Below are 21,868 nucleotides of genomic sequence, written 5' to 3'. Positions count from 1 at the left end.
GGCGCTATGTTCGTTTATGAATTAATGGACTTGCAGTGGGTTTCGAGTGAGGCAATTGCCGGACTGGCAGATAGGCGTGCCCAAACGGTTGATTTAGAAAAGCCAAGTATTTTGCTCTATCGTGACGACATTTGCCGCAGCAAATGTCAAGTGGCAGTTGATGCCGTTTTTGCCAATGCACTCAACCACGAGCGCATTGCGCGCTATCATGTGGGAGCGGTGGATGACTTTATAATCGATAGCGCTTACTTCCCCGACGTCAATGAATCCGATTGGCTTGCATTAAAGTGTCTAAAGTGGCAGAGTGCGGTCAACTTGAACTGGTTGACGGCAATGGGGACTGATGCTGTTTTATCGCATGCGGCATTAGAACGTGCCGTTTTTTCTCCGAAAAAAAAATATAGCGTCGCACTGCTCGGACTTGGAGATGTCGGGGGGACATTGGCAATCGGCCTCAAATTGCTTGGCGGCGATGTTATCCATACCCTTAATATATGGGATTTAAATCCCAAACAGGCAAAACGTTATGAAACAGAGCTGAATCAAATGCTGCCAAATCCGTCGATCAAAGTCAATGCCATTGAAGCTGACGCACTCTTTGACAGTGATGTCTTTGTCTTTTGTGCATCGAAGTATGTGCCGCCAGTAGGCGAGAAGGTTCAGGACGTGCGTATGATACAGCTTTCGCAGAATGCACCGCTGGTTCAAATGTACCTGAATAAGGCGCGCGAGAAAGCCTATCAAGGCCTTTTCTGTATTGTTTCTGATCCCGTTGATTTGCTATGCAAAGCTGCCTTTGAAGCCAATATGAACGATCAATACGGCTTTCGTTTATTGCCGGAGCAGATTCGTGGTTATGGATTGGGCGTCATGTATGCGCGTGCTCGTCATTATGGCGGTGCAGCGTTTGAAGAGGGCAGAGCTTTTGGCCCGCATGGACAGGATTTGGTTATAGCAGATAACATTAATGCTTATAATGATACTTATTCGCGAACGCTGACACGTGAAGTTGTCGAGGCCAATCTCGCTGTTCGAGAATTAGGTTATAAGCCGTTTATGGCACCAGCTATTTCTTCAGGAGCTTACAGTATTGTCAAAACACTGGCGGGAGAATGGCATGAGAGTGCGGTCTTTTTAGGCGGTCAATACTGGGGTTGTCGCAATAGACTGACGGCAGCGGGGACGGAAATTGAAATGCAAAAAGTACCCGCAGCTTTGATGACGCGTTTGGAAACGGCTTATGAAAGGCTGGGACATTTATGGGAACAATACAGTATGAGCGATTTATAAACGATCAAACAATACCGTATCATGAATTGCTGGCAAATTATGCAGCAATGGCTAACACTGTTGACGACAGCGGCATGGTTAAACGACTGTTTTTTGTTGAACTGGATGCGCTTGGTGAGAATACAGCGGTTCATGAACGCTTATGCGAGGCATTTCAGCGCAATGGTGAACGGGCCTTTGAAAGCAGTGTCTGTGCTTTGGTTGTTTATGCTCAAAGCATTGACTATACGAAAACTTTTATTAAAAAGTTTATTTATACGGTTAACCGCATGGGGGGCAGTTTTATTGGCCATCCTGCAGTGGAGATTCTGCCTGGTCTAGTAAACTTTAAAACGCGAAGCACAGCGGAAAATTGTACACTTGAGGCGGCTTGTGAAGGACAGTTGAGGCGTTTAACACAGAGACTGGGTGATTATCAGATGCTTCAGAAGAAAACGCTTAAATTGTTGGCGCTTCACGCCGGACAGGTTGATATGTCTACGACACTGAGGCTTTGGCATGCGATTCGACAGCAGTTAACAGCACAAATGGGCGATCGACTCATCATTGATGAGCTTCATGTAGATGAGGGCAAAATCTATGACTGTTATGGCTGTCCCTATGAAACCTGTCTGTATTTTGCGAAAGAGAAACGATGTTTTTATGGCGGAATTGTTGTAGAAGACCTATTTCCGGCGCTTGAAGCAGCTGATGTTGTCCTTTGGGTATGCCCAAATTACAATGATTCGATCTCTGCAAAGCTGATGGCGGTTATTAATCGAATGACGGCGCTATACCGTAACATGTCGTTTTATGATAAATATCTTGCAGCCGTGATTGTCTCTGCCAATTCCGGCAATGATGCTGTTGCGGGACAATTAATCGGTGCGCTCAACGTTAATAAGGGATTTAGGCTTTGGCCGCAGTTTGCATTTACACTGTTGGCCAATCACCCGAATGACTTGGCAAAATACGATGATTTGTCACAGCGTATAGAAAGTTATGTCGACATAATGCATGGAAATATGTACAAAAATATGACTAAAACGTAAAAAACAACTTTTAAAAAATAGATTCTGTGGTATAATAAGAGTAAGAAAACAAGTTCTACAACAGGTTGAAAAATGAAGAGAAACTGAGAAACGTATTGATTTTCAAGGAAAGGGTGAGTCCACCAAGAAATTAAGTGTTATCGAGGAAAATGATTTTTTTAACATTGAAATGGAAAAAAGAGTTTTGAGGGTTTCGTGAGTTATGTTAACCCTTATCAATGCCTGATGTATACGGTCACAAGGACCGAATAAAATACTGAAATCTTGCGGGCAGGAGGGAAGGTAGGTGAAATCGCTTAAGACTTATTGCTAAAGTTTAGATTTAGCACTTAGATGATCTATTGATATAGATTATGTTGGGAACATTGTTTTCGGAACTTTTACAAATGATTAAACAGAAAGGGTGATTCCACCAGAAATGCAAATTGAATCAACGGCGTAAAGAGCCTCTCTAGTCAGGATATTACTAGGGAGGCTCTTTCAGTTAAGTTATGCTGTTGGTTTTGATGTCTTTTTAGGTGAAGGTATTTTTTTGTTTTTAAAAAGGTTGCATTGGTTTTCATTGCGCATTGCTGTTAAAATATTTTTTCGGCTGTGCGGGAGATCCTTGTAAATTGTTTTAAGAAAATCACCGATTTCTTCACGCTTTGTATGTTTGTCCACTGGACAGGGACTTTTAAAAACGGGAATATGCTCTTTCTGGACCGTACTAATGACTTGGGCTTCAGAAGCATCTAAGAAGGGTCTAATGACGTGAACATCTGTACGTGAGAGATATGATTTGTATTCCAGCGTATTGAGTTTTCCCGCATAGAGCATATTTAGAAAAAGTGTGGTCAGTGCATCATCGGCATGATGTCCTAACGCCAAAATATTGAGTCCACGTTGGTTCATCGTGTCGGCGAGTACACCTCGGCGCATATTGGCACAAAGTGCACAGGGATTTTTTTCATCGCGAATCTCGAAGACGACCTTGGCAATCTCTGTCTCGACAACCGTATAGGGTATGCCGAGCTTCTCGCAGAATGATTTAGCGCCTGACAGGTCAAAGTTGTTGAAACCCATGTCTACTGTAATCGCTTCAAGATGAAATTTAAAGGGGCTAAAGGTCTGGAAGCGCGCCAGTAAATAAAGCAGCGCCATACTGTCTTTGCCGCCTGAAAGGCCGACGGCGACGCGGTCTCCTTCCTGAATAAGCGCATAGTCTTGAATTGTTTTTCGCATAATGCCTAAAAGGCTAGTCATAAAATACCTCTCATATTATTTAAATTGTACAACATTAAAACGGCATGTCATCTGTCAATTGCTTTATTTTCTATAGGGACATCATAAAATAGGACCTATGTAAACGCATAGGTCCTTCATTGTATAAACATTATATGAAACAGTGCACGGACAAAGTGGTGAATGCCAGTTGACTTCTATTAAAACGCATTTCCATGCAAAAATCAAGTCTCACTTTTGAGGTCAGGAGATGGCATCGCTTTGTTTACTGCGAGCGGTCATATGGATAAACTTCGGTGTAGGTGTCACTCCAGTTGCCATCGGAATCCATGATGCGAAGTGAAATCGTATATTCACCGACAGTATCAAATATTGGATAAAGATTATCAGTGATAAAGCTTTGAATAAGCTGATCGTTGTAATAGACAGACCATTCACACGATTCGATTGGCTTGCTGCACGCACTGGTATTAATAAAGGCGACACGATCATCAGAAAGTGTTTCGATACGATAAGAGGCTTCAAAAATTTCAGGCTTAAAAAAGAAACTTTTAATGCCAAAACCGATTACTGCGATAAAAATCAGCGTCATTGCAACTGGAAAAATAAAGGCTTGCCAAGATTTTGACATTTCGGGTTCAGATGTTTGCATTTCCTCCGGCCTGTTTTTCTGCTTGAGTGGCGCATCATAGGATGGTTTAGCAGATGCTTCAAAAGGATCTTCGGCAGGTGAGAGCTCGCAGAAATCGGGAAGTTCGGTACTTAGGAAGTCTAGAACAGGTTCAGATTCTTCTATGCTATCACATGAAAGCGATGCCGTCGCTGTTTCAGCTTTAGCCATTGTACTGCCCGTTGAGAAGACGGTGTTGGTGGTGATCTCATCCGTGTCAGAAACTGCGGCACCTTCATCGTTTTTATCTGTCTCCGAAATATCTTGCCTCACGGTATCATCGTCAGCAGCCTCTGCCTCCAAAACATCTTGCAGCATGGTATCATCGTCAGCAGCCTCTGCCTCCAAAACATCTTGCAACATGGTATCATCGTCAGCTGCCTCTGTCTCCAAAACGTCTTGCATCACGCTGTCATCGTCAGCTGCCTCTGCCTCCAAAACATCTTGCTCCACGCTGTCATCGTCAGCTGCCTCTGCCTCCAAAACATCTTGCTCCACGCTGTCATCGTTAACTGCCTCTGCCTCCGAGCCATCTTGCATCACGGTATTATCGCTGGATTCATCTATCCCCGTGATTGCTGTATTGATAGTGTCTGACCTGTCATTTAGCGAAGCGCTTTCAGCGATGACACTGTCGTTGGAGACGGAAAAGGTGAGATGATATTCAAATGGAATGGACTCTATTGCCTCAGGTTTCTCATAGATAAAAATATCCTTGAAATGCCGGATGAGCACGTCGAGAGATGGATATGAAACATTTCCCAATATGAGATTATCCATGAACTGACGGTGATGCTCATTCTTGGAGGCTAATATTTTTTCCATCAACAGCCCAATTTGAGCGTAGAAATGTCTAGGCGTATAGTTCCCCTCTTCACCCAAATGGATAATTTCCCGAAGCATTAGAACGTCGTCAGCGACGCGCCATTGCGGCAGGGCGATGAGCTGATACTTGATATTATCAGAAAAAGCATCGTATCTGTAAATGACTTTCAGCATTTCATAACACAAATAGATTCGGCGATCATAGGAAAGCTGTTGATTATCGAGATATTGATCAAGTTCATAGCCTTGTAGATTGTTAAGAACGACGAAAAGCTGCTGGTTGAATTCGAATATATCTTTGAGATTATGAAGACGATTTCGCAGTACATGTTTAGTGGCACTGCTGATTTTTTCAGGTCTTCTGACCGTTATGAGAATGATTTCTTCATCAGTTGCCTTGATGGTCCCCTCTGAGATGCACTGGAAAGCATCGTCCATCATTACTCTGTTGACGATGAGATCATTGAGTATCATAAAATTCCCCCTGTTTTGAATAGGTTTTAATCAAAACTTAACTACTTTTCATTATATAATAGATATGGGGATTTAAGTAGTGAAAATAGAAAAAAAACAACAAGATATAGTATTTTTTTGTAAAAATGCCGTGTTAGTACGGAATGCCTATGGCGATTTGGTATATAATCCACTATAATTGTAATGGAATGTCAAATAACGAATGGAGTTTTGCTGCATGATTCGATTGCTTCACTTATCTGATTTACATATAAATGCTGGATTTGCAAATAAGAGCGCCTATATTAGAGAACAGTTAAAACTCTATCTGAACAAGAGTTTTGAGTGCGCCGTTACTTATGCTGTCACGCATAAAATTGACGGCGTGATGATTGTTGGCGATTTTTTTGACCGTCCGCAAGTGGATTATGCACTTGAGCGATTTGTTAAGCAGCAATTGACGAAACTGCTAGATCATGACATTCATATTTTTTACGTCAACGGCAACCACGATCCGGCTGATGCAATGACCCTTTTAAACGCATTTGCAGATCATCGCTATTTTCATGCGTTCGACAGCGACACCTTCAAAAGGCAAACCGTGACGTTTGAAAGCGGCGAGACAGGCGAATTCATTGCGAGTGGCCATGCTTATAGAGGAGAACAGCGTGATTTGGTAAAGCATTACCCAGTGAAATCAAATGCCTGTTATTGGGTGGGGATGGCACATGCCAGTGTTGTGAATGCACAGTCAACAGGTGAAAAAACTGCTTATATGGGAACGACCCTGCCGCAGATCGAATCGCTGGGCTACGACTATTTTGCCCTTGGCCATATTCACATTCGCCAGCAGCTTTCGGAACGCGTCGCATACGCTGGGAATTTACAGGGACTCAACTACAAGGAAATTGGCGGAAAGGGCGGGCTGCTGGTTACGCTCTCAGAAAGAGGTACTTCTGTTGAGTCGGTTGACTTTAACGAGATTCAATGGGAAGCCATCGACTTTGAGGTGACGGAAGAGGTCGGTACCCTTTATGAACTGGAGACGGCGCTGACGGATACGATTGCAGAGCATATTTCAGATTTGGGTTATCCGCCGGAACGCTTGATTGTGCGCGTACACCTTTATGGCAGGAGCAAGTGCTACCATTCGCTTCGCGATGCAGAGGCGCTTGCTGATCTCGAAACGGCAATCAGTCAGAGGCTCAAACTTTTAAATGTCGATCTTAAGGACATTGGACTGGCAAATGATTATGACTTAAAAGCGCTTGCCAGAGAACAGACGGTTTTAGCAATGGCACTTGAAATAATGGATGCGCCTGAGCGGCATCCTGAACTCTTGACGCGGCTGTATCGACTCCCAATGTTTAAGACCACGACAACCGTTCAGTCTCGTGAGACTTTGCTGCGGGAATACATGGATTCTGTTCGCGATGAACTCGTTGACAGAATGTTGAAGGTGCCAAATGAAGATTAATGCCATACACTATCGAACTTATGGAAAATTAAATGACTATACGCTTACGCTGGATGAAGGTATTAATACGATTTACGGTGGCAACGAATCGGGAAAATCTACTATTTTTAACAGTATTCGAAGTTTGCTGTATGGCTTTTCACCCGCGAGCCGAGAGCGGCACCCCTATGTAAACTGGACGCGTGGAGAAATTGATTTTGAAGGCAGACTAACGGTTGACGGGATGCCGATTCGCGTGATACGCCAGTTAAAGTCTTCGCCGAAACTTATGATCTTGGATGAAGTGAACGGGACGACGGAAAGCAAGCGCAATGATGCCTTGCCGTGGGTTTCCGATATTACAGATTCGCTGTATGAATCCATCTATCATCTGACGGCAGAAATGCTGATTGACCTAGAGGCGAGTTCATGGGAACGCATTCAGGAGCGGCTCATTTTTAATTACGGCATGGATTATTTAAATAAATCATCTGACGTTATACAAGCAATGGTGCAGGACCTTAACGGCATATGGCGTCCGGATAGGCGCGGAACGCCAAGGCTGGCTCAAATTGAACGGAGACTGCGTGAGCTGACGCGATCCCGGATAGAAGGTGAACAGCAATATGACAATCTTAAAGGGCTCATTGAAAATGCCGAAGCGTTGATGCATCAAATCCAACGCATTGATCAACAGCGAAAATGGTGTATTGCAACGGCACAGGAATTAAACAAACTGCTCCCGGTCAAGCAGAAACATGAAAAAATCGAGATGCTTAAACGCGAACAGCAGCATTTGGCACTCTATGAGAAAATCCCAGAAGATTCTTTAGTAAAATACCATCAACTAATAGAAAGAATGCAGGAGATGACTGCTGAACGTGAAGCACTTCGTGGGGAATATGAAACGCTTGAAAGGGAAAAGAAAGTTTTCAATGCGGAAGAAAAGTTGATTTTGACAAATGCCGCCGAACTTGAAAAGGCATCTGAAGCATTGCGGCATTACGAACTCGCTGACCAGCAGCTGCACGAACTGTCTGCTGCGCTTTCAATGAAAACAGAACAGCTTGAGCGAGAATTGAATCATTTATTTGAAGCACCTTATCAGGCAGCATATGATGCGGTGAAGTCAATTAATCCCGTTGCCCTAAAAACAGCGCTGTACCGATATTTCGACTTGAAACAGAAAGGTGAAAAGGCACGTGTGGAAGCATGGTCTTTGGCACTTGGCAAAAAACGTCGCTATGGCATATTGATGGCGGCGAGTCTCATGGGGATTGCCTCGGGGTGGCTCTTGCCTGATTTCAGGCCGCTGGCATGGCTCAGCGTGGCATTGTTCGGCATTGCACTTGGCGGCCTGTTACAGCGGCAAATCAAAAGCGAAGCTAAAGATGACGATTTGGAAACGGTGGCGGCCAATATTGAGGCAATGTTTACACCTTTGAATCTACCTGCTTATCTGTGGACGGATACCTCGCTTATTTTTGCCGGTCGCATTGAACAGACTGCGGGGCTGATTTTTGAAGCGGATAAACTTTCAGCGCGAATCGAAGCAGAAAAAGAAAAATGTGAAGCACTTGAAGCGGTCATGAGACATGCACTGGCTGATATAAATGCAAGTGATACACCCGTTTTGCTGACCCTTCAGCTGACCCTTCAAAAGTTGAAAGCGCTTTCAAGAGTTCAAATTGAGAATGAGCGGTTGCAGGACAAGATTATGACGCTTAAAGCGCGTTGCAATGAATTTGATATCAAGATGGCGGCACTAAATGAAAATTTATCTGAAATTGAATTGAAATTCTTGAATTTGGGTATGGGAAATTTGGACGAGGGTATTGCAATCTTCGAGCGCGATCAAGGAATTGGGAAGCGTATCAGCATCTTTGAAGAAGAGCTGCTCTCGGACATTGCGCTCTACGACGCCCTTAAACATTATGAAAATCCGGAATTAATCAACGAGCGCTATATTGAAGAGCTTGAAGAGCTTCGAGAAGAGTTGGAAGAGACACGGCAGAAGGCTGTTTCTGAAAAGTCATCCTGCGAAGCGGAAATTGAATCCATTAAAGCGGCGGTACGACTTGATGAACTCGACAGTGAATATCAAATGCTGATGGCGGAGCGAGAGGCGTTGGTAGCTCGGCGTGATCAGCTCATGGTAATGATGGAAGTGCTGCAATATGCCGACGATAAATTCAGACGTGAAAATCAGCCTGACATCCTCAATCGCGTCAGTGAGCTAATGGCCGAAATGACACTTGGCAAATATCAGAAAGTGCTCATTAGCGAATCGTTTGAACTGCAGTTTCTCGTAGGGGATGAAGTGCTGCCGATTTCTAAGGCATTTAGCAAGGGAACGCTTAACCAACTGTTTCTAGCATTTCGGCTGGCCGTTATCGAAATGATTAATCGGGATAAACCACCGCTTCCGATTGTCTTAGATGAAGCTTTTGTCAATTGGGATGATCAACGTCTGACTGCAACTTACAAGGTTCTGGAGGATTTTGCGAAACGGCATCAGATATTGATTATGACATGCCATGAACCGAAACGGACTTACCATCTTGTACAGCTGCCGGAGACTCAATCTGCTGAGGCAGTGCACTAGATCGTGTCCACAAGCGGTTGAAAATAGGCGACGGTGTGATGGATTTAAATGCAGCAAGGTATGGAAGTGATGCCAAAACCGTAAAAATGATTTTATGACGATCATACGATGATGACGATCAATTAACAACGATAAGGTGAGGATATGAATAAATCTATTTTAGAACAACTTGAACTTGAACGCAGCAAACGTGACCTCATTAAAGCGGCAAAAGAAAAACAGGAAACCATGCGATCTGAACGGCAAGATGCAGATCGGCCGCAGAAAATGCTTGAAGCCGATCAAAAGTATGCATGGGAATATGAGTTGGAGCGTTATCGAAAAGACCGTCTTAAAGATCGTTTTTGCATTGCAGGTGCTATTTGTGGTTTTATTTCACTTTTTTTAACGATTTGGTTTCATTTGCCTGCGATCCTTCAATGGTTTCGCTAATACTTTTCGGACACTGAAAAGAAAACAACCTTTACACAGAACGTATGTTCGATTATAATGTTCTTATAGCGCAAATTGAATGCTGGGTGGAGGTTGTTATGAAAATTGTCGCCAAAGTCATTGAAGTCATTGCATGGTTTAAAGAAAACGGCGATATCCGACCGATAAAATTTAGAATGACTGATGCACAATCGGAGGTGACTGTCGTTAAAGTCGATCAGATTATTGCTGTTGAAAAAGAAAAATTTGCCGGCAATGTCATGTATCTTTTTCAGTGTCAAAGTGAAATAGAAGGTGAGATGAAGCGGTTTGAACTCAAATATGAGGTTGATACCTGCCGTTGGATTCTCTTTAAAATTTGAAATGACCACTGTGGCGCAGAAAGGCACTAAAAACGGCAAAAGAGAGCTCATGACAAGGGAGCTCTCCTTTTATGCGGAAAATCTTGAAAAGATGCGGAACTTTTTCAATGGTGGAATCGTCTAATCATAGCGGCAGTCTTTTGATCTCATCCAATAAAACATTTACAGCATGCTGGCCATCATTGGGTAGTCGTCGTGATCGGGAACGCCGCCGGCAATACCTTTGATGGCGGTATTGGCAAAAGTGCCGCGGCTGATAATGGAGGGACCGTAACGTGTTCGCAAATGATCAATTGTACGGTCCAATGTCCTCAAGGATTCATGATTAGGTGATTCCCAGATGGAAATCTGGCGCATGTCGATGGGGATAAACATTGAGACGCGGACACCGAGGTGACGTATTGGGGTGCCGTCCCAGAGAACGTCAAAGAGCTGGCAGACTTCGTGAAAAATTTCAGAGGTGACATCTGTAAAATAATGCAGTTTTTTCTGGTGTGAAATGTACTTAAAGTGATCTGACTTAATACTGACAGCAATAAGACCACAGAGAAAGTTCTCGGCTCGAAGTCGGGCGCCAACCATCTCCGTCAGCGATAAAAGATACATATGCGCTGTGCGGCGGTCAGTAACGTCAAAAGGGATTGTGGTAGAATTGCCGATGCCCTTAATAGCTGGATAACGACCAATGCGAATTTCGGAAGTTTCGATGCCGTTGGCATATTGCCAGATGACGTCTGCATGGCTTTTAAAATGATGTCTGAGAAGTGTTAAATCGGCTTTTGCCAAATCACCGACTGTATAAATGCCCATTTGATTTAGCTTGGGCGTTGTGGCGCGTCCAACCATAAAGAGATCCCCTACGGGAAGCGGCCAGAGTTTAGTGGGAACTTCATCAGGATAAAGTGTGTGGACGCGATCCGGCTTTTTAAAATCTGAAGCGACTTTAGCGAGGAGTTTATTGCTGGAAATGCCGATGTTAACGGTAAAGCCAAGTTCTCTTTTGATGCGGTCTCGGATGGCGTTTGCCAAATCAACTGGTGATGAATACAGATGTTCAACATCGGTGATCTCTAGAAAGCATTCATCAATGGAAAAACGTTGTAAATCTGGTGAGTAGGTCTTAAGCAAGTCGACAAGTGATTGACTTGCTTTCATATAAAGGCCGTAAGAGGGGCCGACGAGTTCGAGCGCTGGACATTTTTTTAATGCCGCATAAAGCGACTCGCCTGTCTGAATGTTAAATCTTTTAGCCGGTATAGATTTAGCGAGAATAATGCCGCGGCGTGCTTTGGGATTTCCCGTTACAACGGAGGGAACATCTCTTAAATCATAAGGAAAGCCGTGCTGCAGTCTGTAAACGGCTTCCCAGGATAAATAGGCGGAGTTGACATCAATATGGAATATGGTTTTCATGTTGCGTACCTCTTTCTTTATTTCAGATGGGTTAATTTCATTATACAGAACATGTGTTCGGTTGTCGATATAAAGTATTTATAACATTTCTGTGAAAGTTCACAGGAAGGACAAAACGATTCGGTAACCTAGGACAGAGACCTTAAAGCGTTTACTAAGTGTGTTTCACATCATATGTCGTATTTGGGACAAATAAAAGCTGTGCAAAATACGACATATGGTGTGAAAGCTGTTATTTCTCGAAATGCAGCGAGAACAGGCGGCATAAGCACTGGGCAATGCGGCAAGTAATGAACACACTGAAAAGAAAACATTGAAGGGTATTTATGAGAAGGATTGAATGTGATCACAGCAGTACCATACAGAGAGAATGGTGATCCCATCATGACGATTGATAATAAGGGGCATATTTTTGAGATTTGAGAAAGGAGGAGGTTATGACCAAACACAGTGAAGTTGTGATCAGTGTCAAAGGCCTTAGAAAGGTGTATCGTATTGGCAATGAAAAGGTTGTTGCACTCAGACAGATTGACCTCGATATACACAGAGGTGAGATATGCTGTATTCTGGGAACATCAGGTTCTGGGAAATCAACGCTGCTCAATATGATGGCAGGACTGGAAAAGCCATCTAAGGGCACGATTTTAATAAAGAGTGAAGCCATTGAGAAAATGAGTGAAAAGCAGCTGGCAAAGTTTAGACAGCGCAATATTGGCTTTATTTTTCAGTCTTACAACTTGCTGTCGGCATTGACGGCAATCGAAAATGTAGCAATGCCGTTGATTTTTAGAGGCATGCCAAAGGCACTGCGTGAGAAACGCGCTAAGAAATATTTGAAAATGGTGGGACTGGGCGACCGGTATCATCATAAGCCTACGCAGATGAGCGGCGGACAGCAGCAGCGTGTCGGCATTGCGCGTGCGTTTGTGGGAACGCCTGAGATCGTCTTTGCAGATGAGCCGACGGGCAATCTCGATACAAAGACATCTATTGAAGTCATGCATATTATGTGGCGCATGGCGCGTGAAAAAGATCAGACCATTGTCATTGTTACCCATGACCCGGAAGTTGCGCTTTATGCTGATAAAGTAGTAAACATACGGGATGGTGACATTCAATCCGTCGAAGAGCGACCGGAAGATGATGTTTACGAGAAATTTATAAAACCTTATGAAGAATCCTTTATTACAGCAGACGATATTACTGAAGCCGCCAGTGCGGCGCTGTAGAAAAACGAAAACACGATGGAGGAAAGAGATGAGAAAGCGATATATCCTATTAATTATGGCCTTGCTGATGGTGATGAGCCAAACCGTAGTCTTTGCGGATTCACTTGAACCATTGGTAGGCATCGTAACAGCTGGTGAAACGCAGATCGTTACGGCTGGTGAGGCGACGACCTACGAAATGACCGTTTACAATAACTCAACCAATGTTGCAAACAGCGTTAGTGTGACTATTAAAGGTGATCATCCGTTTAAATCAGATATCAGCAGCATGTCGCAAAAAGTTGACCGCTTAAACCCAAAAGAAAAAGAAACCATCACCTTTAATTTATACGTAAGTCCCGTTGCTGAACAGCGCTATTATGAATTTGACGTTCAGTTTGATTATGAGAACCGTTATGGCGCATCGTATTCAACGACATCAAAAGCATATGTTGAAGTCATCAACAGCAATGTAGAACCAATTGTCGGTATTGTTGAATATCGAAGCGGCTATGATTCAATTCAAGCAGGCGTTGAAGACGGCATTGTCATGTACCTAAAAAATACAGGGACCATTGCAGCGAAGGATGTCCGCGTGACACTGAGCGGTTTTTCCAATACCGGGATCTTACTAGATGAAGATGTGGATACAAAATCAATTCAATCCATTGAAGCCAATAAATCAGAACTGGCAAGTTATCGCATCAAAGCCGGAGAAAATGCTACAACAGGTGTGAAGACGCTGACGGCAAACGTCGTTTACATTGATAGTTACGGCAATGAATATACCAAAGAAGTACCGCTTTACTTCCAAGTTGACGGTGTTGATACAACTGGCGTTAACGTTGAAATCACCAATGTTGAATATCCGACATCACTAAAGCCGAATCAAAGCTTTGACGTTACCTATACGATAGAAAACAACAGCAGTGTTGATCTTGACTATGCTGAATTCGTCGTTGAATATCCAAGTGATTTCGTCGCAAAGACACCTGCGAAAAAGGTTGTTAGGGGCATGAAAGCCGGCGAAGCGCAGCAGTTTACCGTATCCCTTATGTCGAAATCAAGCATGTCAGAACAAAATTATGACGGCTGGGCAAAAGTGAATTATTACGCAAAGGGCGATACCAGTGAAAACATGCAGACCATCAACAGTTACTTGGGCTTTTTCGTAGAGGATTCAGAATCGGGCAGCAAGCCAAAATTGATTATTGATCACTACGATTACGGTGGTGAAAACGTCTTGGCGGGCGAAAACTACACCCTTAAACTCTTCATTGAAAATACCAGTACAGCGGAATATACACGCAATATCAAAGTGACGCTAACCGGCGAAGAGAGTGTGTTTACCCCTGTTGATTCTTCAAGTTCATTCTTTATCAACAGCATTGCACCGGGGGCGATTTATGAGCACGAAGTGGTCTTGAAGACAAAAATTGACGCTAGCGTTAAAATCTATTCGCTTACCGTTAAAATGGAATACGAAGATGGCAACGGCAATGCCTACGATGCAACGGAAACGCCTTACAGCGAGACTGAAAACCTCAGTATAGCGGTTGCACAGCCCGTAAGACTTGAAACAGCAGACCTCATCATTCCTTATGAAATTTATGCGGGACAGCCTTTCTATATCGAACAGGAATTCTACAATATGGGCAAGTCCACGATGTATAACATGATGGTAAAAGTAGAAGGTGTAGAAACCAGTGAATCAAGCTATTTTGTCGGCAATTTTGAAGCGGGCAACAGCGATTACTACAGTGCACAGTCTTACGCATATGAAGAAGGATCATTTGACGGCAAGCTCATCTATTCCTTCGAAGATGCACTTGGCAATGTATCAACCCACGAAGAGCCGTTTACGTATACGGTTATGCCGGCAATGGAAATGGATTTTGACAAATATCCGATGGAAGATGAAATGTTCCCGGAAGAACAGCCGGCAGATACAGGTCTCAATAAAATTATTATCGGCGGTATTTTGGTGATCGCCGTCGTCGCCATCGTAATCGTCGTCAGAAAGCGTAGAAAAGCTAAGCTTTTAAAGGCGATGGAGGATTTGGATGAATAGTCTAGAATTAGCCCTAATGGGCATTAAGAATCTATTGCGGCGAAAAGCGCGAACTATTTTGACGGTACTTGGCGTCATTATTGGGACGGCTTCCATTGTCGTCATGGTTTCACTGGGTCTGGGCATGAACAAGGCCTTTGAGCAACAGCTTGAGGAGTACGGCAGCCTCACCATGATTGAAGTATACAACAATCGCGGCGGTTATATGGTCATGTCTGATTCAGGCGAAAGCAGCAGTGTACCTGAGGGTGAAGTGGCATTTAATGACGAGACAATCAGTACTTTTGAGAATATTGAACACGTCGAGTTCGCCTTGGGGATGAAGCGTTTTGACGGTACGCTTTACGCCGGAAAACTCCAAAGCTGGGCGGGCATTATGGCGGTAGATCTCGAGAAATTTAAAAAGCTCGACATTGATCTCAGTGAAGGAACGATGCCGTCGGCAGACGGTGTCAATGAAGTCCTGATGGGTTTTCGCGTTTCTGAGGATTTCTACGATCCGAATTCCAGAAATCCATACAGCAACCAGTCGTCTGTAGACGTTATGAATACAAAACTGGAAGTTGTGCCGTCATCGTCCTATTACGACGGCAAGCGCCCGCGCGGCTTTGTCATTACACCAACGGGGTTAACTTCTGAGGAAGACTGGGATTATGCTTGGGACATCTTCATTGATTATGATGTCTTCACCAAGCTTAAAGCTGATTTTGACAGGCGCAATAAAAACAACGATGATGACAACGGCGGGCGCAAGCGCTCGCGCAGCAATGAAGACCAAGACAAATACGATCAAATGAAAATAAGTGTTGATGATGTCAAGTATGTCCAAGAAGTACAGGAGCAGGTCAAGGAAATGGGCTATGAAGCCTACAGTCTGACAGATGCACTGGAGAACATGAAGCAGACTTCCGGTCTCATTCAGGCAGTTCTCGGTGGGATCGGTGCCGTTTCACTATTTGTTGCTGCGATTGGCATTACCAATACCATGGTCATGTCAATTTACGAGCGGACAAAAGAAATTGGCGTCATGAAAGTTATTGGCGCTGAACTCAAAGACATCAAAAGACTCTTCTTGTTTGAAGCAGCGATGATTGGTTTCTTTGGCGGTGTCTTTGGCGTTGTCATCAGTTATGGGATTTCATTTCTCATTAATTCCGTCCTCTCCGGCATGAGTGAGGGCGGCGGCTATTACGGTGTAGGTTTCTTGTCGGATATTCCGTATTGGCTGGCATTGCTCGGCATTGCATTCTCTACCTTTATCGGCTTGGCTGCCGGATACTATCCAGCAGTTAGGGCGACGCGCCTTAGCGCACTTGAAGCAATTCGAACTGAGTAATATTGAAAAAAGTTTAAAAACAGTATGTGTGCGTATGTAATGGGCGCTGCACATGCTGTTTTTTTGCGTTCATTAATATTTTGTTACTTTTTTAATGCGGTGAAACAGCGTATACTTAAAGGAGAGAAGCTTTAGGATTGGAGGCATAATTATGGCAGAAGCATTATGGCTTTATGTAGATGGTGAGTTGACAACGAAATTTCCCGATGATATATGGGAATGCCCGCCAGTCTATGAAGTCATTCGGCTCATGGAAGGCACGCCGCTCTTTTTTGACGATCATCTGACACGTCTTGAACATTCTTTAGACTTGGTTTCAGCTGATTACGATGTATCTTCCGAAAAACTGTATCGGCGCATACGACATCTTGCGCAAGTCAATGGCATCACGGCACAGAATATACGCCTTGAAATTGGTAAAATTGCAGGGAAGTCTGCATGGCAGGAGCGCTTGTATTTAGTGCCGTCGTATTATCCTGAAGTGCTGCAATACCAAATGGGAATTAAAACGGTGACGACGGAAATTGTACGTTCGATGCCGCATGCAAAGATTGTGAATACGGCTTATGTTGAACATATTAACCAAGTGAAGTCGGCAACCGGTGCGTTTGAAGTCATTATTATGAATAAAGCGCATAAAATAGCGGAGGGCAGTAAATCAAATCTATTTTTTGTAAAGGGCAACACGCTTTATTCTGCAAAATCAGAAGATATTCTGATGGGAATCACAAGGCGAAGGCTGCTGACGCTTGCAGCGAAAATGGGGCTTAATGTGATTGAAAGTGATTTGTATTTAGAGGATATTGCAGCTTTTGAAGCATGTTTTATCTCAGGAACATCCATACACATTCTGCCGATTGCCCAAATAGATAATGCTGTATTTGAATCAGCAGCTCACCCGACGATTAAAGCATTAATTGAAAAGTTTGGTGAAACAGTCCATCAAAGCATTGAAGAAACAAGGCGGCTATATGAACACAATGAGGAGGCTATATGAATACAATGAAAGTTAAAGAACGTTTTTTAAAATATGTTGCCATTGAAACCACATCAGATCCGACATCGGAAACCTGTCCGTCTTCTGCAAAACAGCGCGTTTTAGGTGATGCACTGGTAGCGGAAATGCAGGCGATTGGCATTTCGAATGTGACCATGGATAAAAACGGTTATATCTACGGCGAGCTGCCAGCAAAAAACTGTGACGGCTTGGGCCCTAAAGTAGCTTTCCTTGCACATATGGATACGTCACCGGATTTTTCGGGAAAAGATGTGAAGGCGCGCGTTGTTGAAGCCTATGATGGCAGCGACATTGTGCTCAATGAAGCAGAAGGCATTGTTATGTCGCCGAAGAAGTTCGAATCACTTGAAAAATATATTGGACAAGATTTGATTGTAACGGATGGGACGACATTACTCGGTGCAGATGACAAAGCCGGTGTTGCGGAAATTATGACCATGGCGGAGTGTTTATTAAATGATCCGGATGCGGTTCACGGTCCGATAAAAATCGCCTTTACACCTGATGAAGAAATTGGACGCGGTGCAGATTTATTCGATCTGGGACAGTTGAAGGCTGATTTTGGCTATACCGTTGACGGCGGTGAAATTGGAGAAATTGAATTTGAAAATTTCAATGCGGCGTCTGCCATTGTCACCATTAACGGCAGCAATATTCATCCGGGCTACGCCAAGCTGAAAATGAAAAATGCACTGCTTATCGGCATGGCTTTCCATGAAATGCTGCCGGTATTTGAAAATCCTGCTTACACAGAGGGCTATGAAGGTTTTAGTCATCTCAATGATTTTGAGGGTAATGTTGAAAAAGCTGTGATGCGTTATATTATCAGAGATCATGATATGGCAAAATTTGAAATTAAAAAAGCGCGTTTTGAACGGATTGCCGCCTATCTCAACGCTGAATATGGCGAAGGGACAATCGTGCTTGATTTGAAAGATTCTTACTATAACATGCGTGAAAAAGTGGCACCGCATATGCACATGATCGATGTGGCAGCAGAAGCAATGCATACACAGGGCGTTACGCCGATCGTCGTGCCGATTCGCGGCGGGACCGACGGCTCAAGGCTGTCTTTTATGGGATTGCCATGTCCTAACCTTTGTACGGGCGGGCATAATTTTCACGGAAAGTTTGAATACATTCCCGTTCAGTCTATGACGAAAACCGTCTCTATTCTTATTGAAATCGCAAAGCGCTATGCGGCGATGCCGTCGGAGGCATAGATGCAGGAACAGTTTCAGCGATTGGGTTATCTCATTGGCGAAGACGGTTTTGATAAACTGCAAAAAGCACATGTTGCAGTCTTTGGCATCGGGGGCGTTGGATCATTCACCGTTGAGGCGCTGGCGCGGTCAGGTGTTGGTAAATTAACGCTTATTGACTTTGATACAGTGGATATCACGAATCTTAACCGTCAAATTCATGCGTTGCATTCGACAATAGGGCGTCTAAAAACAGAAGTGATGGCAGAGCGCATTGATGCGATCAATCCCGACGCTTCCGTCGAAGTTGTTTCAGAAATGGTAACGCCGGAACGGCTTTCAGATTTCTTTCAATCAGATTACGATTTTGTTGTAGATGCCATTGACATGGTAAGTGCTAAGCTTGCCATTATCGAAAAATGTACACGTGAAGGTATTCCGATTATTTCCTCAATGGGCACCGGCAATAAACTTGATCCCACAATGCTGACGCTGACCGATATTTATAAAACGTCTGTCTGTCCGTTGGCGCGCGTGATGCGCCACGAACTAAAAAAGCGTGATATCAAGGCTTTGCAGGTGGTTTATTCGCCGGAATGTCCTATAACGCCATCTTATCCGGAAGAGACACTGAAAGCTTTGGAAAACAAACGCAAAAAGCCGCCGGGAAGCACGGGATTCGTCCCCTCGACGGCGGGGCTGATTTTAGCATCGGCAGTTGTCAGGGGATTAACGGCAAAAACCCAGTAAAATGAAGGCAGAAGGCGGTTGAATTAGTTAACATAATGTGTTAGAATGCTGTTAGGTATATGATAAAAAGATAACAGGCAAAATTAGCAATCATAGATGCACAAATGATAACAGAATGAAAGTCAGTATCAATGGGGCGTATGACTGAAAAAAGCAACTAACGGAGGAAATTTATGAGGAAAAGGATTACACTGCTTTTGACATCCATATTGGCTTTGACGAGCCTTCTAGGTATGTCTTTTGCCGATTCAAGCTATTTTGATGCATCTGCATACAAGAAGGGTGATGAAAGCAGAGATGTGAAGCTGATACAGCTTGCGCTCTATATAGACGGTTCTTACTCGGGATCAGAATTTGCAACGACATTTGGTCCAAAGACTGAAGCGGCCGTCAAGGCATTTCAGGAAAAATACGGTTTGACTGCGGATGGCGTCGTCGGTGACGGCACCATGTCGAAAATGGCAAATTTGGATATCTTACCACTTCTGACCAAAACCAGTTATCGAAATGATGATGAGAGTGAAGAAATACAGTTTATTCAATCAGCACTTATTGAAGAAGGCTACTTAGCAATTGACCGTCCGACCGTTAATTTTGGTCCAAAGACTGAAGCGGCCGTCAAGGCTTTCCAAAGAGCTAATGGTTTAGATGCCGACGGGATCGTCGGCAATGACACAATTGGCAAGCTCGTTTCGATGGGCTATGTTAAGACATCAACCCAAACGGCGATTGATGAAGAAAACTTAAGTGATGATATTGCTTATGCTGACGGTACAGAAGAGAATTTGAGATATATCGGCGAAGTCACCCGGACCAGTTATGCACAGGGTGATACAAGTGACGATATTGCCGTCATTCAGGAAGCGCTGGCATGTTTGGGCTATTTGAATGCGGATACGTACACGACGTATTATGGAGAAGAGACTGCTAATGCGGTTAAATCGCTGCAAGCTCATTATGGTCTTGAAGTAGACGGTGTTATTGGATCGGGGACTTTTAGCGTCTTTAGACAGCTTGGCATGCTAACGGTTAAATCGACGGAAATCGTTTCACGTGGCGCGACGCGTACAGGGGAATACCTCGACTGGTTTAAAGAAGTTTTACCGATGGCTGAAGCGATTTACGGCGCAGATTATCGCGGTAAGATAAAAATTGTGATTGAAGATTATTACACAGGTGTCAAAATTAATGCACTGTTCTCTTATGGTCACAATCATATGGACATCGAACCGTTGACCAAAGAGGATACTGAAAAGATTAAAAAGCTGTGGGATTATAATTACGCATGGACCATGCGTCCTGTGTTAGTCTATTATTTGGATCATATTGTCGCGGGTTCATTAGCCGGCATGCCGCATGCCGCTTCAACATTAGATCGCATTGGCGATAACGGTATGGCGGGTGTGCTCGACCTTCACTATAAAAACAGCCGCACACATGCGACCAATAAGATTGATGAAAGGCATCAAAAACAAATCCGTATTGCAGCAGGTGTCAACTAACGACGTACGAAGGGCTATAAGGTGTGAATTTGCGTGAACAACGGCGCAAATCATCATAAAAAAACTAGCGAAAAACCCCGAAGCTTCTCATGATAAAACATGAAACTTCGGGGTTCTTTGATTCGCATCCTGCAAAAGGTGCAAATGCTTAATTTAACTTTTTTTTTAGATCCTAAACCGTTTTCTCGTCAATGCATTGCGTGGATTGAGCTAGTAGCGCTCACGTTCGTTGTCAGGTGATGTTTCTTTCTCAGAGTGCTTGGTATCAATATCCATGTCGTCACGCTGTGCCTGATCCTTTGAAATCAAGAAGATGCCAAAGAGAACGACGGCGACATATAAAAAGAGCTGGATATGGAGTGTCATAAACTCTTGGATTAAAAAGATGCTGCCTAGGCCAACGAGTAGGGTGCCCGTGCGCAAATTCTTTTTAGGCCGATGTCCCATATAATACATTTGCAAAAAACCAAGCCCGGGCCCAATAATGAATATCGGCCAAAATTTGTTTTCAAACTGATATGGCATCAGTGGCAGTTCTGAGAGCTGAAAATAAATGCCGTAAGTGATAAGCGTGGTTCCCAGCAACAGGTGTCTGGCGCCGGCATATCCATTGAAATAATCCCGTTCAGCACGATAACCAACGAAAATGAGAATAAGCGGCCATAAATTGCCAATATCAAAGTGAATAATGCCGTAATAATCCATGATTAAAACAATCCCCAACAGCACTACTAAAATCCCCAGCGCACTGTGTCGATGTTTGTCCATAAATGCCTCCTATGTACTTTTCTGCTACCATTATCGCAGAAAAAAGTTAAAACGTCGTTAGAACGGCATTAGAAAAGGTGAGAAAAGCCGTTGAACGCCGTTTGATTTTGTACGGTGTCCACCTGTTGACAAGTGCTTGTAAAAATTGTCCAAAGCCTAGAGTTGACAAGCGTTTGAATCTCATTTATAATGAGGCTAATTTGATATGTGTCTGAGACGAAGAGGAGTACGCAAATACACCATAAGAGAGAC

17 protein-coding genes and 1 other annotated feature (1 of these 18 cut by a window edge) are annotated in these 21,868 nt (G+C 43.7%); of the genes, 13 read left to right on the top strand and 4 right to left on the bottom strand.

Annotated features, from left to right (window positions below; translation table 11 throughout):
• Positions 1-6: 6 nt before the first annotated feature.
• The gene (locus KHM83_RS03295; RefSeq protein WP_213235483.1) at positions 7-1,290 is read left to right on the top strand and encodes a lactate/malate family dehydrogenase; all 1,284 of its coding nucleotides are present in this window, start codon (positions 7-9) and stop codon (positions 1,288-1,290) included.
• Positions 1,260-2,321, top strand: coding sequence for a flavodoxin family protein (locus KHM83_RS03290; protein WP_213235482.1), 1,062 nt, complete (start codon positions 1,260-1,262; stop codon positions 2,319-2,321). The genes KHM83_RS03295 and KHM83_RS03290 overlap by 31 nt, the downstream gene beginning before the upstream one ends.
• Before the next feature lie 489 nt (positions 2,322-2,810).
• Here KHM83_RS03290 and KHM83_RS03285 read toward each other — a convergent pair whose 3' ends face one another.
• Entirely contained in the window at positions 2,811-3,566 is a 756-nt protein-coding gene (locus KHM83_RS03285; RefSeq protein WP_213235481.1) for a tRNA lysidine(34) synthetase, read from the bottom strand.
• Positions 3,567-3,810: 244 nt separating this feature from the next.
• Positions 3,811-5,514, bottom strand: coding sequence for a hypothetical protein (locus tag KHM83_RS03280; RefSeq protein WP_213235480.1), 1,704 nt, complete (start codon positions 5,512-5,514; stop codon positions 3,811-3,813).
• Positions 5,515-5,731: 217 nt separating this feature from the next.
• Between KHM83_RS03280 and KHM83_RS03275 the strand changes: the two genes are divergently transcribed.
• The 4 genes from KHM83_RS03275 to KHM83_RS03260 all read left to right on the top strand — a co-directional run bounded on the left by KHM83_RS03275 (position 5,732) and on the right by KHM83_RS03260 (position 10,348).
• Positions 5,732-6,970 carry a metallophosphoesterase family protein gene (locus KHM83_RS03275; protein WP_213235479.1) on the top strand — a complete coding sequence of 413 codons (1,239 nt, stop codon included), beginning with the start codon at positions 5,732-5,734 and terminating at the stop codon, positions 6,968-6,970.
• The gene (locus tag KHM83_RS03270; protein WP_213235478.1) at positions 6,960-9,554 is read left to right on the top strand and encodes an AAA family ATPase; all 2,595 of its coding nucleotides are present in this window, start codon (positions 6,960-6,962) and stop codon (positions 9,552-9,554) included. The genes KHM83_RS03275 and KHM83_RS03270 overlap by 11 nt, the downstream gene beginning before the upstream one ends.
• A gap of 144 nt (positions 9,555-9,698) precedes the next feature.
• Positions 9,699-9,986, top strand: coding sequence for a hypothetical protein (locus KHM83_RS03265; RefSeq protein ID WP_213235477.1), 288 nt, complete (start codon positions 9,699-9,701; stop codon positions 9,984-9,986).
• A gap of 98 nt (positions 9,987-10,084) precedes the next feature.
• A complete protein-coding gene (locus KHM83_RS03260) occupies positions 10,085-10,348 on the top strand; it encodes a hypothetical protein (RefSeq protein ID WP_213235476.1) in 264 nt (87 codons plus the stop codon).
• Positions 10,349-10,510: 162 nt separating this feature from the next.
• Here KHM83_RS03260 and KHM83_RS03255 read toward each other — a convergent pair whose 3' ends face one another.
• Positions 10,511-11,761, bottom strand: a complete 1,251-nt coding sequence (locus KHM83_RS03255; protein WP_213235475.1) for a DNA polymerase Y family protein — start codon at positions 11,759-11,761, stop codon at positions 10,511-10,513.
• A 437-nt stretch (positions 11,762-12,198) separates the two neighbouring features.
• On the opposite strand from KHM83_RS03255, the gene KHM83_RS03250 reads away from it, so the two are divergent.
• The 7 genes from KHM83_RS03250 to KHM83_RS03220 all read left to right on the top strand — a co-directional run bounded on the left by KHM83_RS03250 (position 12,199) and on the right by KHM83_RS03220 (position 20,848).
• Positions 12,199-12,990 carry an ABC transporter ATP-binding protein gene (locus KHM83_RS03250; protein WP_213235474.1) on the top strand — a complete coding sequence of 264 codons (792 nt, stop codon included), beginning with the start codon at positions 12,199-12,201 and terminating at the stop codon, positions 12,988-12,990.
• A gap of 28 nt (positions 12,991-13,018) precedes the next feature.
• On the top strand, positions 13,019-15,040 hold the full coding sequence (locus tag KHM83_RS03245) for a COG1361 S-layer family protein (RefSeq protein ID WP_213235473.1): 2,022 nt from the start codon (positions 13,019-13,021) through the stop codon (positions 15,038-15,040).
• Positions 15,033-16,376, top strand: a complete 1,344-nt coding sequence (locus tag KHM83_RS03240; RefSeq protein WP_213235472.1) for an ABC transporter permease — start codon at positions 15,033-15,035, stop codon at positions 16,374-16,376. Before KHM83_RS03245 ends, KHM83_RS03240 begins: the two co-directional genes overlap by 8 nt.
• A 151-nt stretch (positions 16,377-16,527) precedes the next feature.
• Entirely contained in the window at positions 16,528-17,373 is an 846-nt protein-coding gene (locus KHM83_RS03235) for an aminotransferase class IV (RefSeq protein ID WP_213235471.1), read from the top strand.
• Positions 17,374-17,378: 5 nt separating this feature from the next.
• A complete protein-coding gene (gene pepT, locus KHM83_RS03230; protein WP_213235532.1) occupies positions 17,379-18,617 on the top strand; it encodes a peptidase T in 1,239 nt (412 codons plus the stop codon).
• A complete protein-coding gene (locus KHM83_RS03225) occupies positions 18,618-19,346 on the top strand; it encodes a tRNA threonylcarbamoyladenosine dehydratase (RefSeq protein WP_213235470.1) in 729 nt (242 codons plus the stop codon).
• 173 nt (positions 19,347-19,519) lie between these two features.
• Positions 19,520-20,848 carry a peptidoglycan-binding domain-containing protein gene (locus KHM83_RS03220; protein WP_213235469.1) on the top strand — a complete coding sequence of 443 codons (1,329 nt, stop codon included), beginning with the start codon at positions 19,520-19,522 and terminating at the stop codon, positions 20,846-20,848.
• A gap of 210 nt (positions 20,849-21,058) precedes the next feature.
• On the opposite strand, the gene KHM83_RS03215 is transcribed toward KHM83_RS03220, so the two are convergent.
• Positions 21,059-21,616 (bottom strand): LiaI-LiaF-like domain-containing protein, encoded by a 558-nt coding sequence (locus KHM83_RS03215; protein WP_213235468.1) that lies wholly within the window; start codon positions 21,614-21,616, stop codon positions 21,059-21,061.
• A gap of 204 nt (positions 21,617-21,820) precedes the next feature.
• Positions 21,821-21,868 (top strand) — a binding site (T-box leader) (it continues 193 nt past the right edge of the window).

Source organism: Fusibacter paucivorans, from assembly GCF_018390735.1.
GTDB classification, from domain to species: domain Bacteria; phylum Bacillota; class Clostridia; order Peptostreptococcales; family Acidaminobacteraceae; genus Fusibacter; species Fusibacter paucivorans.
This window is presented reverse-complemented; position numbering and strand designations above follow the sequence as displayed.

What these genes read in the sequence shown, in the direction of transcription:
- KHM83_RS03295 (WP_213235483.1), top strand. Translation starts at nt 7, where the DNA reads ATGTTCGTTTATGAATTAATGGACTTGCAGTGGGTTTCGAGTGAGGCA.
- KHM83_RS03290 (WP_213235482.1), top strand. Translation starts at nt 1,260, where the DNA reads ATGGGAACAATACAGTATGAGCGATTTATAAACGATCAAACAATACCG.
- KHM83_RS03285 (WP_213235481.1), bottom strand. Translation starts at nt 3,566, where the DNA reads ATGACTAGCCTTTTAGGCATTATGCGAAAAACAATTCAAGACTATGCG.
- KHM83_RS03280 (WP_213235480.1), bottom strand. Translation starts at nt 5,514, where the DNA reads ATGATACTCAATGATCTCATCGTCAACAGAGTAATGATGGACGATGCT.
- KHM83_RS03275 (WP_213235479.1), top strand. Translation starts at nt 5,732, where the DNA reads ATGATTCGATTGCTTCACTTATCTGATTTACATATAAATGCTGGATTT.
- KHM83_RS03270 (WP_213235478.1), top strand. Translation starts at nt 6,960, where the DNA reads ATGAAGATTAATGCCATACACTATCGAACTTATGGAAAATTAAATGAC.
- KHM83_RS03265 (WP_213235477.1), top strand. Translation starts at nt 9,699, where the DNA reads ATGAATAAATCTATTTTAGAACAACTTGAACTTGAACGCAGCAAACGT.
- KHM83_RS03260 (WP_213235476.1), top strand. Translation starts at nt 10,085, where the DNA reads ATGAAAATTGTCGCCAAAGTCATTGAAGTCATTGCATGGTTTAAAGAA.
- KHM83_RS03255 (WP_213235475.1), bottom strand. Translation starts at nt 11,761, where the DNA reads ATGAAAACCATATTCCATATTGATGTCAACTCCGCCTATTTATCCTGG.
- KHM83_RS03250 (WP_213235474.1), top strand. Translation starts at nt 12,199, where the DNA reads ATGACCAAACACAGTGAAGTTGTGATCAGTGTCAAAGGCCTTAGAAAG.
- KHM83_RS03245 (WP_213235473.1), top strand. Translation starts at nt 13,019, where the DNA reads ATGAGAAAGCGATATATCCTATTAATTATGGCCTTGCTGATGGTGATG.
- KHM83_RS03240 (WP_213235472.1), top strand. Translation starts at nt 15,033, where the DNA reads ATGAATAGTCTAGAATTAGCCCTAATGGGCATTAAGAATCTATTGCGG.
- KHM83_RS03235 (WP_213235471.1), top strand. Translation starts at nt 16,528, where the DNA reads ATGGCAGAAGCATTATGGCTTTATGTAGATGGTGAGTTGACAACGAAA.
- pepT (WP_213235532.1), top strand. Translation starts at nt 17,379, where the DNA reads ATGAAAGTTAAAGAACGTTTTTTAAAATATGTTGCCATTGAAACCACA.
- KHM83_RS03225 (WP_213235470.1), top strand. Translation starts at nt 18,618, where the DNA reads ATGCAGGAACAGTTTCAGCGATTGGGTTATCTCATTGGCGAAGACGGT.
- KHM83_RS03220 (WP_213235469.1), top strand. Translation starts at nt 19,520, where the DNA reads ATGAGGAAAAGGATTACACTGCTTTTGACATCCATATTGGCTTTGACG.
- KHM83_RS03215 (WP_213235468.1), bottom strand. Translation starts at nt 21,616, where the DNA reads ATGGACAAACATCGACACAGTGCGCTGGGGATTTTAGTAGTGCTGTTG.